Here is an 11,201-nt window from a genome sequence, read left to right as displayed (position 1 = left end):
GTGGCCGCGCACGACGGTGAAGTTGCGCGGCCACGGCCCTCCGGCCGGGGTGTCGGCGACGTGCTCCAGACGGGCGCCGCCGTCGCGGACGGCGAAGGTGGCGATCGTGTCCGCGCCCCGGTTGGACACGTACACGTGGTCGCCGTTGCTGAGGATCTCGGCGGGGAAGTTCTCGCCTGCGGCCTCCTCTCCGGTGGCCTCGACGGAGCCCAGGTGCTCGGCGGTGCCTTCGTCGGGGTTCCATCGCAGGACGTGCACGCGCGAGTCCAGCTCACCCGCCACGTAGAGGTACTCGCCGAGGACGGCCGTGTGCCGGGGGCCGGTGCCCGGGGGCAGGGAGACGGCGCCGACCTCCTCGCCGCCGCGCAGGACGCGCAGCTCGTCGGTGCCCAGGTCGGCCACCAGCAGGTGATGGTCGTCGGGGGCGGCGGTGCTGTGCGCGTGCGGCCCCTCCTGGCGGTCGGTGACCGGGCCGCTTCCGGAGTGCGCGAGTTCCGCCACCGCCTCGCCGGGGGAGCCGTCCCCGGCGAGGGCGTACAGCGTGGCCACGCCGTTGGCGTAGTTGGTCACCGCCAGTTCGGAGCCGCGCGCGAGCACGTGGCAGGGCGACCCGCCGCCGGTCGGGGACTGGCCCAGTTCGGTGAGTCCGGCCCCGCCGTCGATCCGGAAGGCGGTGACGGTGCCCTTCTCGCGCTCGTTGACCGCGTAGACCGTGGGCGGGTCCTCGCGGAAGGCGAGGAAGGACGGGCCGGGGGTGCGGGCGGCGGCGCCGCCGTGGGTCATCTCGCCGGTCATGGGGTCGAACCAGACGCGGTAGATCCCCTCGCCCTCCCCGGGAGGGTCGGAGTCGGGGGTGTAGGTGCCCACCAGCAGGAGCCGTTTGCCGTCCACCGAGCTGTCCGCCGATTCGCCCACCGGGGGCCTCGCTTCCCTCGCGCCTGTGATGTCCGCCCGACAGTGGTCTACACCACTGAGGCACACGGCGCATGCTACAGGCCCTGATCCTCAGCTATGAGAGCGGACCCGGCGAGCCCGGTGTCCCGAAGTACTTTCCCAGCCCGGCGCAAGACTGCCCCAAACGGTGCAGAACCTGCCTCCGGCCCGCCACCTGAACAGAACGCGATGGTGCGCCTACTCCATGGAACACCACTTCCCGATGGAGAGTTACGTACAAGTACCGTACAATTGGTTACACTCCCGCCTGGCTGTGACAGCAACTGGGCGGAAGGTCGCCCACCCCAGAGGAACCCATCGTATGAGCACCGCCACAGAACGCATCGAAGTCCGCCTTACGCCCGAGGACAAGGACCTGCTCCTCGAGGCGGCCCGTATCAGCCACGAGTCCACTTCCAAGTTCGTTGTCCGGGTAGCCCGGGAGGCGGCCGAGGAGATCGTGGAACGCGAGCAGACCACGACGGTCCCCGCAGCGTTCTTCGACGCCATGGTCGCTTCCCTGGAGGAACCCGCGCAGCCGATCGAGGAACTGGCCTCCGCGGTGCGCAAGCACCGTTCCATCGTGAAGAGGTAATCCGAACGTGTTCGTCTGCCAGCCCCTCCAGCGGGCGCACCGGACCGACTCCTTCTCCTGCGGGAAGGAGGAACTGGACTCCTGGCTGCGCAGAAGCGCGCTGCACGCCCGGGCCAACAACACCGCCGCCACCTTCGTCTGGTGCGAGGAGGGCAGCACGGAGGTGGCGGCCTACTACTCCTTCACCTCCATGAGCCTGGAGAGGGAGGAGCTGCCCAAAACCCTGGCGCGGGGCAGCATGCACAGGATTCCCGCGGTGCTGCTGGCGCGGCTCGCACTGCACACCCGCTACCAGGGACAGGGTCTCGGCCCGGTTCTGCTGGTGGACGCCTTCGAACGGGCGCTGGCGGGCAACCAGGTCTTCGCGGTCCGGTTCCTCGTGGTCGACGCCCTGGACGAGGACGCGCACACCTTCTACGAGAAACACGGGTTCCGCGGAATCCCCGGGAGCATGCGCCTGTACCGCAAGATGAGCGACATCGCCAAGACGCTCGAATGACGATGAGCCCTGCCCGGTCAACCGGGCAGGGCTCTTTCGCAGTAGGCCGCCGGGACGCCCCGACGGCCGCGACCCCTACTTGCGTTCGGCGGCCTTGACGGCCTCGACCGCCTTCAGGATGCGCTTGTCCGAGACCGGGTAGGCCGTGCGCAGCTCCTGCGCGAACAGGCTCACCCGGTACTCCTCCAGCATCCAGCGCAGCTCCGCCACGTCCGGGTCGGCCGCGCGGCCGGGCGGCAGGCTCCCGCGCAGCTTGGCCACGGCCTGGCGCATCTGCTCCACCTTGGACATGTTCACCTGGTCGCGGCGCGGGTTCTCCGGCAGCTTGTTCAGCCGGTACTCCACCCCGCGCAGGTAGCGGTGCAGGTCGTCCAGGCGGGCCAGGCCGGTGCGGGTCACGAACCCCTCGCCCACCAGGTCGCCGAGCTGGCCCTGCACGTCGTTGAGCGAGGGCAGCACCGCCAGGGACGTGGTCCCCTTGACCTTCTTGGACACCTTGCGCCACAGCACCAGGACGCGCGCGGACCTGTCCAGGATCTCGGCCAGGGTGTCGCCGAGGTCGGCGCGCACCCGGTCGGCGAGCTTGGCGAAGTCCTCGCCGTTCCACACCGGCCCGCCCTCGCGGGCGAGCAGGTGGTCGACCGCGGCCGCCTCGGCGTCGTCGAGCATCCTGCGGATCGAACCGTGCGGGTTGTCGGCCAGGGCCAGCTTGTCGGGGTTGTTGAGCCCCTTGCTCACCACGTTCGCCACGGACGGCACGGTGAGCAGCAGCAGTCGGCGGGTGCCCGCCCACATCGCGGCGCGCTGTTCGGGACGGGTGTCGAAGATGCGGATCGCGACGCTGTCGCCCTCGTCCACGAGCGCCGGGTAGCCCTTGACCTTGGGCCCCAGCGCCTTGCGCTCCAGGGTCTGCTCCAGCGGGCCGAAGTCCCAGGAGGTCAGGCCCTTCTTCTCCACGCCCTTGGCCTCGGCCGAGATGGCCTCGCGCAGGCGCGGTTTGAGCTTGGCGCGCAGCTTCTCCAGGTCCTTGGACTCGGCCAGGGTCCGGCCCCGGTCGTCCACGGCCCGGAAGGTGATGCGCAGGTGGTCGGGCACCCGGTCCAGCTGGAAGTCGCCGGGGGCGATCCGCTCCCCCGCCATCCGGGTCAGCTCGGCGGCCAGCGCCGCCGTGAGCGGCCCCTCGTAGGGGACCAGCCCGGCCAGGGCGCGGGCGGCGTTGTCCGGGACGGGGACGAAGTTGCGGCGCAGCGGCTTGGGCAGCGAGCGGATGAGCGCGGTCACCAGCTCGTCGCGCAGACCCGGGATCTGCCAGTCGAACCCGGTGTCCTCCACCTGGTTGAGGAACTTCACCGGGACGCGCGCGGTGACGCCGTCGGAGTCGCTGCCCGGCTCGAACTGGTAGCTGAGCGGGAAGGTGAACTCGCCCTGGCGCCACACGTCCGGGTAGTCGTCCTCGCTGATCGCACCCGCGCCCTCGTTGATGAGTTCCTCGCGGGTGAAGTCCAGCAGCTCGGGCTCGGTGCGGCGGGCCTTCTTCCACCAGGAGTCGAAGTGCGCGGCCGAGACCACCGAGTCCGGCAGGCGGGCGTCGTAGAACTGGAACAGCGTCTCGTCGTCCACGACGATGTCGCGGCGCCGGGCGCGGTGTTCGAGGTCCTCCACCTCGTCCAGGAGCTTGCGGTTGTCGTGGAAGAAGTGGTGGCGGGTCTCCCAGTCGCCCTCGACCAGGGCGCGGCGGATGAACAGCTCCCGGGACAGTTCGGGGTCGATCCTTCCGTAGGAGACCTTGCGCTGCACGACGATGGGCACGCCGTAGAGGGTGACGCGCTCGAAGGCCATGACGGCGCCGCGCTTGCGCTCCCAGTGCGGCTCGCTGTAGCTGCGCTTGACGATGTCCCCGGCCAGCTCCTCGGCCCACTCGGGTTCGATCCGGGCCACCATGCGGCCCCAGAGCTTGGAGGTCTCCACCAGTTCGGCGGCCATCACGTAGCGGGGCTGCTTCTTGAACAGCGCCGAACCGGGGAAGACGGCGAAGCGGGCGCCCCGTCCGCCCAGGTACTCGTGCTTCTCGGGGTCCTTGAGGCCCACGTGCGACAGGAGTCCGGCCAGCAGGGACATGTGCACGCCGCGGGGGTCGGCGGCCTCCTCGCGGGGGTGCGGCACCTCCACTCCCATGGAGCGCAGGACCTGCCTGAGCTGGCCGTGGATGTCCTGCCACTCGCGTACGCGCAGGTAGTTGAGGTACTCATCGCGGCACAACCTGCGGAACTGGTTGCCCGACAGCTCCCGCTGCTTCTCGCGCAGGTGGTTCCACAGGTTGAGGTAGGCCAGGAAGTCCGACTCCTTGTCGGTGAACCTGGCGTGCGCCTGCTGGGCCTGCTGCTGCTTGTCCGTGGGCCGCTCGCGCGGGTCCTGGATGGACAGGGCCGCGGTGATGACCAGGACCTCGCCCAGGCAGTCGCGCTCCTCGGCCTCCAGGACCATCCGGCCCAGGCGGGGGTCGATGGGCAGCTGGGCCAGGCGGCGGCCCATCGGGGTGAGCCTGCGTTTGCCCCCGGACTCGTCGGGGTGCAGGGCGCCCAGCTCGTTGAGGAGGTTGACGCCGTCCTTGATCTGGCGGTGGTCGGGGCCGTCCACGAACGGGAAGGCCGCGACGTCGCCCAGCCCCAGGGCGGCCATCTGGAGGATGACCGAGGCCAGGTTGGTGCGCAGGATCTCGGGGTCGGTGTACTCGGGGCGGGAGAGGAAGTCCTCCTCCGAGTACAGCCGGATGCAGATGCCCTCCGAGACGCGGCCGCAGCGGCCCTTGCGCTGGTTGGCGGAGGCCTGGGAGACCGCCTCGATGGGCAGGCGCTGCACCTTGGTGCGGTGGGAGTAGCGGGAGATGCGCGCGGTGCCGGGGTCGATGACGTACTTGATGCCGGGGACGGTCAGGGAGGTCTCGGCGACGTTGGTGGCCAGGACGATGCGCCGTCCGCTGTGCGAGGACCACACGCGTCTCTGCTCGCTCGTGGACAGGCGCGCGTAGAGCGGCAGGACCTCGGTTCCCGGGAGCTTCCTCTTCTCCAGGGCCTCGGCGGTGTCGCGGATCTCGCGCTCGCCGCTGAGGAAGACCAGCACGTCGCCGGGGGCCTCGCGGCCGAGCTCGTCCACGGCGTCCAGGATGGCCTGGGTCTGGTCGCGGTCGGTGCCGCCGCCCGGGTTCTTCTCCTCGGGGTCGAGGATCTCCTCGGAGATGGGCCGGTAGCGGACCTCGACCGGGTAGGTGCGCCCGGAGACCTCGACGATGGGGGCGTCGTCGAAGTGGCGGGAGAAGCGCTCGGGGTCGATGGTGGCCGAGGTGATGACGACCTTGAGGTCGGGGCGCCGGGGCAGCAGCTGTTTGAGGTAGCCCAGAAGGAAGTCGACGTTGAGGCTGCGCTCGTGGGCCTCGTCGATGATGAGCGTGTCGTACTGGCGCAGCATGCGGTCGTGCTGGATCTCGGCGAGCAGGATGCCGTCGGTCATCAGCTTGACCAGGGTGCTGTCGCTGGAGGAGTCGGTGAAGCGGACCTTGTAGCCGACCGTCTCGCCCAGCGGGGTGCCGATCTCCTCGGCGATGCGCTCGGCGACGGTGCGGGCGGCCAGCCGCCGGGGCTGGGTGTGGCCGATGGTGCCCATGACGCCGCGCCCGAGCTCCAGGCAGATCTTGGGCAGCTGGGTGGTCTTGCCCGAGCCGGTCTCACCGGCGACGATGACGACCTGGTGGTCGCGGATGGCCTCGGCGATGTCGTCGCGCCGGGAGCTGACCGGCAGGGACTCGGGGTAGCTCAGCTCGGGCACGGACTCGCGGCGCAGGTTCACGCGCAGGAGCGCCTCGTCGACGTCCCCGGAGATCTGGGCGGCGACGGAGGCGCGGCGGCGCTCGTCGCCGATCTTGGCCAGGCCGTCGATACGCCGACGGAGCCGGTGGCGGTCCGAGGGCATGAGGTCGCGCAGCCGGGAACGCAGCGTGTCCGCGGCGGGCGCGGGCGTGGTGGTGCTCATCAGTAGTCAAGGGTAGGAGGGACGGCAACCGGTTTTCGCCGCCGGGTCCGCGCGGTGGGCGCGCGGTCGCGGGCGGGCGAAGGGGCGCCGCGGGCACGTACCGGCCAACGCCCGGCGGGCCAGTTCTGTTCCGCGGGCCCGGACGCGGCGGAAAACCGTAGCGTGCGCCCCTCCCGGCGGCGCGGCGCCGGGACCCGTCCGTACGCCGCCGCCCGGCGGACCGGCCGAAGGCGTGCCCGATGTGATGCCCGGGCCCTGGCCCGTGCCCTCGCCGGAGTCGGCTCTCGGACCTCGCCGCAGGAAGCCCCACGGCGGAGGGCACGGGTCCGTCCGCGCGCTAACGGACGTGCTCCTCCAACCAGCGGTGGACGGTCAGCGCCGTGTCCGGCCCGTGCTCCTCCAGCATGGTGATGTGGTCGCCGTCCACGTCGACGGCCTCGTGCGGCAGCGGCCAGTCGAACCGCCAGTCCCGGCCGCCGATCGGCGTCCCCGAGGCGTCGAGCATCTGCTGTCCGGGGCGCACGGCCAGGGTCGGCACAGCGGTGGGCGCGGGCTCCCAGTCCGCGCACAGTCCGATGTAGCGTCCCATGGCGGTGACCCGGGTGCCGTCCATCAGCCCGAACCGGGTCTCGCGCTCCAGCACTCCGGCCTGGATGATCGGGAAGGCGGTGGGCTCCTCGGGCATGGGCGTGTCCATCAGGACCACCGCCCCGGGCGCGTGCCCCCCGGCTTCCATGAGGGTGGCGACGCTGTGTGTCACCCACCCGCCGGAGGAGCGGCTGACCAGCACGTAGGGTTCGTCGCCGACCACCTCGCGCACGGCCCGGGCCTGCACGGCCAGGGCCGCCTCCAGGGTCCGGGGCAGCGGGTCCCCCGGGGTGAAGCCGGGCTGGGGCAGGACCACGACCTCGCGCAGCCCCTGGAGGGCCGCGCCGAAGCGCGCGTACTCCTGAACGCCCGACACCATGACCAGCGACGGCAGGCAGACCATGCGCGGGAGCACCGGTCCCCGGGCCACCGTGACCGGGCGCGGCAGCGCGCCGAAGTCCTCCGGACCGGTGAACTCCGGGCGCAGGCGGGAGGCCGCCTGGACCATGCGGATGCCGTCGGCGATCCGCCCCTGGCGGCACGACTCGCGGAACAGCGGCACGGCCCCCTCCAGGGGGTCGGCCCCGGCCGTGTCCGCGACGGCGGTCGGCGCGGCGCTCCCCGGCTCGGGAAGTTCTGCGGCCAGGTGGCGGGCCAGCCGGGCGGGCGTGGAGTGCGCCAGCACCACCGACGCGGTCAGACGCAGCCCCGTCGCAGCGCGCAGCTCGTTGCGCAGTTCCACGGCGGTGAGCGAGTCCATGCCCAACTCGAGGAAGTCCTGGTCGGGGTCGGGGCTCTCGTCCCCGGGACGGCCCAGCACCTCGGTGGTGAGCGCGCCCACCAGCTCCAGCAGCAGGCGCTCGCGCTCCTCCCCGGTGCTGGCCGCCAGCGCCGCGGACACGCCCGCCCCCTCGGCGGCCCCGCCCTTGGAGGCGCGGTATCGGGGCTGGCGGACCAGTCCGCGCATCAGCGGCGGCACCTGACCGGTGCGGGCGGCGCGGTCGCGCACGCCCTCCAGGTCCAGCGGCAGCGGAACCAGGTGGGGCGCTCCGCAGGCCAGCGCGGCGTTCAGCAGGTCCAGGGCCTCCCGCTGCTCCAGGGTCCGCGCCATGCCCAGACGGCGCAGGCGTGAGATGTCGGCGGCCTCCAGGTGCGAACCGGCCTCGCCCAGCCGTTCCCACAGGCCCCACGACAGCGACTGGGCCGCCATGCCCCGGGAGCGGCGGTGGTGGGCCAGGGCGTCCAGGAAGGTGTTCGCGGCGGCGTAGTTGGCCTGGCCCGGGCTGCCCAGGACGCCCGCGGCCGAGGAGAAGAGCACGAACGCCGCCAGGTCCAGGTGCTCGGTCAGCCGGTGCAGGTGGTGGGCGGCGTCGGCCTTGGGCCGCATCACCGCGTCGAGGCTCTCGGGGGTCAGGGTGGCCAGCACACCGTCGTCGATGCCCCCGGCGACGTGCACCACCGCCCGCAGGGGCCGTTCCTCGGGCACCGCGTCGATGACGGCGGCCAGGGCGTCCGCGTCGGAGACGTCGCACGCCGCGAACGCGGCTCGTGCGCCCAGGGAGGTCAGCTCCTCCACCAGCGCGGTCGCGCCGGGCGCGCCGCCGCCCCGGCGGCTGAGCAGCAGCAGGTCGCGCGCGCCGTGGCGCTCGACCAGGCGGCGGGCGACCGCCGAGCCGAGCACGCCGGTGGCGCCGGTGACCAGGACGGTTCCGCCGCCGAGGTCGGGGGCGGCGGACTCCCCCGGGACGCGCGCCCTGGTGAAGCGGGGGGCGTGCGCGGTGGAACCGCGCAGCGCGAGCTGCGGTTCGCCGCTGGCCAGGGCCCTCGTGAGCGTGGCGGCAGCGGCGTCGGAACCGTCCAGGTCCACGACGGTGAACCGGTCGGGCTGTTCGGCCTGCGCGGAGCGCAGCAGACCCCACAGCGGGGCGTGGACGAGGTCGGTGACGTCCTCCTCCGGGGCCACCGCGACCGCGCCCCGGGTGACGACGATGAGGCGGTGGTCGGTCGCGCCCTCGTCGGCGCTCCACTCCTGGAGCAGTTCCAGCGCCCGCCGCAGACTGGCGCCCGCGGCCTCGGGGACGCCCGCGCCCGAGGCCGCGGGCGTCTCCTCGGCGGTCTCCACCCGCGCGGTGCCCGCCTCCGGGACCGCGGCGGCGAAGGGCGCCAGGACGACGGTCTCCCCGGGCAGTTCGCGCAGCTCCTCCAGGCCGGTGACCAGGTGCACGACGGCACCGGTGCGGGCGAGCGCCTCGGTCAGTCCGGTGGTGTCGGGAGCCAGGACGGCCAGGGCCGGGAGCGGCCCGGTGTCGGCCAAGTCCACGGTGGGCCATTCCAGGGCGTACAGCTCCCGGGGCAGGGCCCGCCTGGCCTCCTCCTCCACACGCGCGGCGTCGACGGGGCGCACGGCCAGGGACTCGGCGGTCAGGACGGGGTTGCCGTCGGTGTCGGTCATGGTCAGCGCGTACTCGTCGGGGCCCACCGGGCTGACGTGCACCCGCAGGTGATCGGCCCCGGACGCGTACAGGCGCACGCCCGTCCAGGAGAAGGGCAGCCGTACCCGGCCGCTCTCCCCGGGCGCGGTCAGGGCGATGGCGTGCTGGGCGGCGTCCAGCAGGGCGGGGTGCACGCCGAAGGCGGCGGCGTCCTCGCGGTGGCCGTCGGGCAGGCGCGCCTCGGCCCACACCCGTCCGCCCTCGCGCCAGGCCGCGCGCAGTCCCTGGAAGGCGGGGCCGTAGCCGTAGCCGTCGCGGGCCAGGTCGGCGTACAGGCCGTCCACGGGCACGGGTTCGGCCTCCGGTGGCGGGGCGGTCTGGGCGGACGCGGTTCCGGGTGCGGAGGCGGGTTCGAGGAGGCCCTCGGCGTGCAGGGTCCACCCGTCGGACCGGTCGGCGGGACGCGCGTGCACCCGGACGGAGCGCCGCCCGGAGGCGTCGGGTCCGGACACCGCTACCTGGAGCCGGGTGTCGGCGCCCGGGCGCAGGGCCAGGGGCGCGAGCAGGGTCAGCTCGGCCACGCTCGGCAGGCCCACGTGCTCGGCGGCGTGCAGGACCAGGTCCAGGTGGGCGGCGCCGGGCAGGACGACCGTGCTGCCCACGGCGTGGTCGGCGAGCCAGGGTGCCGTGGCCAGGGACAGCTGGCCGGTGAACAGGTGCCCCTCCCCGTCGGGCAGGTCCACCGCGGCGCCGAGCAGCGGGTGCCCGGCCGGGTCCGCACCGGAGCCGAGCACGTCCGAGGCCCGGCCGGGGACCAGCCAGTACCGGTCGCGTTGGAAGGCGTAGGTGGGCAGTTCCACGGCCCGGGGAGCGTGGGGGGCGTGGGCGCGCGTCCAGTCCACGGCCACGCCGCTCACGTGGGCCCGGGCCAGGGCGGTGAGGAAGTGCCCGTAACCGCCCTCCTCCCTGCGCAGGGTGTGCAGGACCGCGGACTCGTCGCCGCCCGCCGCCTCCACGGTCTGCTGGATGCCGTAGGTGGTCACCGGGTGGCTGCTGACCTCCACGAACGCGGTGAATCCGGCCTCGTGCAGGGCGCGGACCGCGGGCTCGAACAGCACGGTCCGGCGCAGGTTGCGGTACCAGTACTCGGCGTCCAGGGCGGTGCCCTCGATGCGCTCCCCGGTGACGGTGGAGTACAGGGGGAGGTTGGTGGGCCGGGGACGGATGTCGGCGAGCGCCGCGACCAGGTCCGCTCGCAGGGCCTCCACGTGCGGCGAGTGCCCGGCGACGTCCTCGTGGATGCGGCGGACCTTGATCCCGTCGGCCTCGCAGTCCCCGACCAGTTCGGCGACGGCCTGCTTGTCCCCGGCCACGACCACGGTGCCGGGTCCGTTGACGACGGCCACCGAGAGCTGCCCCTCCCAGGGCCCGATGCGCTTGGCGGCCTCGTCGGCGGACAGCGCCAGGGTGGCCATGGCGCCCCGGCCGACCAGGGAGGTGAGCAGGCGGCTGCGGGTGATGACCACGCGCGCGGCGTCCTCCAGGCTGAGGGCCCCGGCCACATGGGCGGCGGCGATCTCGCCCTGGGAGTGGCCGACGACCGCCGAGGGGCGCAGGCCGTGGGCGCGCCACAGGTCCGCGAGGGCGACCATCACGGCGAACAGCACCGGCTGGACCACGTCGATGCGCTCCAGACCGGGCGCTCCGGGCTCACCGCGCAGCACGGAGGCCAGGGACCAGTCCAGGTGGGACGCGAACGCCTTCTGGCACTGGTCGATCCGGTCGGCGAACTCGGGGACGGTGTCCATCAGGGACACGGCCATGCCGATCCACTGCGACCCCTGGCCGGGGAAGACCAGGGCGGTCTTGGCCTGTTCGCGCACGCGCCCGCGCACGACGGCGGCGGTGTCGCGACCCTCGGCCAGGGCGCGCAGGGCCTCGCGGAAGCCGTCGGTGTCGGCGGACAGGACCACCGCGCGGTCGGGCAGGTCGGCGCGGGCGGTGGCCAGGGTGTGCCCGACGTCGGCGGGAGCGAGGTCGGGGTGGGCGTCGAGGTGGTCGGCGAGACGGGCGGCCTGGGCGGCGAGCGCGGCCGCGCCCCGCGCCGAGACCGGCCAGGGCACGAGGT

General features: G+C 73.4%; 5 protein-coding genes. 2 read left to right on the top strand and 3 right to left on the bottom strand.

Annotation, left to right across the window (positions count from 1 at the left end; genetic code table 11):
• Positions 1-915, bottom strand: a 915-nt coding sequence (locus DQW06_RS09420) for a lactonase family protein (RefSeq protein ID WP_157983388.1), incomplete at its 3' end; no start/stop codon positions are given.
• A gap of 340 nt (positions 916-1,255) precedes the next feature.
• On the opposite strand from DQW06_RS09420, the gene DQW06_RS09415 reads away from it, so the two are divergent.
• Both DQW06_RS09415 and DQW06_RS09410 read left to right on the top strand, forming a co-directional pair.
• On the top strand, positions 1,256-1,528 hold the full coding sequence (locus DQW06_RS09415; RefSeq protein WP_117198305.1) for a DUF1778 domain-containing protein: 273 nt from the start codon (positions 1,256-1,258) through the stop codon (positions 1,526-1,528).
• A gap of 7 nt (positions 1,529-1,535) precedes the next feature.
• Positions 1,536-2,027, top strand: a complete 492-nt coding sequence (locus DQW06_RS09410; protein ID WP_013151552.1) for a GNAT family N-acetyltransferase — start codon at positions 1,536-1,538, stop codon at positions 2,025-2,027.
• 75 nt (positions 2,028-2,102) lie between these two features.
• Here the strand turns inward: DQW06_RS09410 and hrpA are convergent, their stop codons facing one another.
• Both hrpA and DQW06_RS09400 read right to left on the bottom strand, forming a co-directional pair.
• Entirely contained in the window at positions 2,103-6,053 is a 3,951-nt protein-coding gene (hrpA, locus tag DQW06_RS09405) for an ATP-dependent RNA helicase HrpA (protein ID WP_013151551.1), read from the bottom strand.
• A 337-nt stretch (positions 6,054-6,390) separates the two neighbouring features.
• Positions 6,391-11,201 (bottom strand): SDR family NAD(P)-dependent oxidoreductase (locus tag DQW06_RS09400; RefSeq protein ID WP_117198304.1); only part of this gene is annotated, 4,811 nt, incomplete at its 5' end.

This window comes from Nocardiopsis sp. TNDT3 (assembly GCF_003427465.1).
Taxonomy (GTDB): Bacteria; Actinomycetota; Actinomycetes; order Streptosporangiales; family Streptosporangiaceae; genus Nocardiopsis; species Nocardiopsis dassonvillei.
This window is presented reverse-complemented; position numbering and strand designations above follow the sequence as displayed.

Coding starts and splice junctions, on each gene's coding strand:
- DQW06_RS09415 (WP_117198305.1), top strand. CDS start 1,256: ATGAGCACCGCCACAGAACGCATCGAAGTCCGCCTTACGCCCGAGGAC.
- hrpA (WP_013151551.1), bottom strand. CDS start 6,053: ATGAGCACCACCACGCCCGCGCCCGCCGCGGACACGCTGCGTTCCCGG.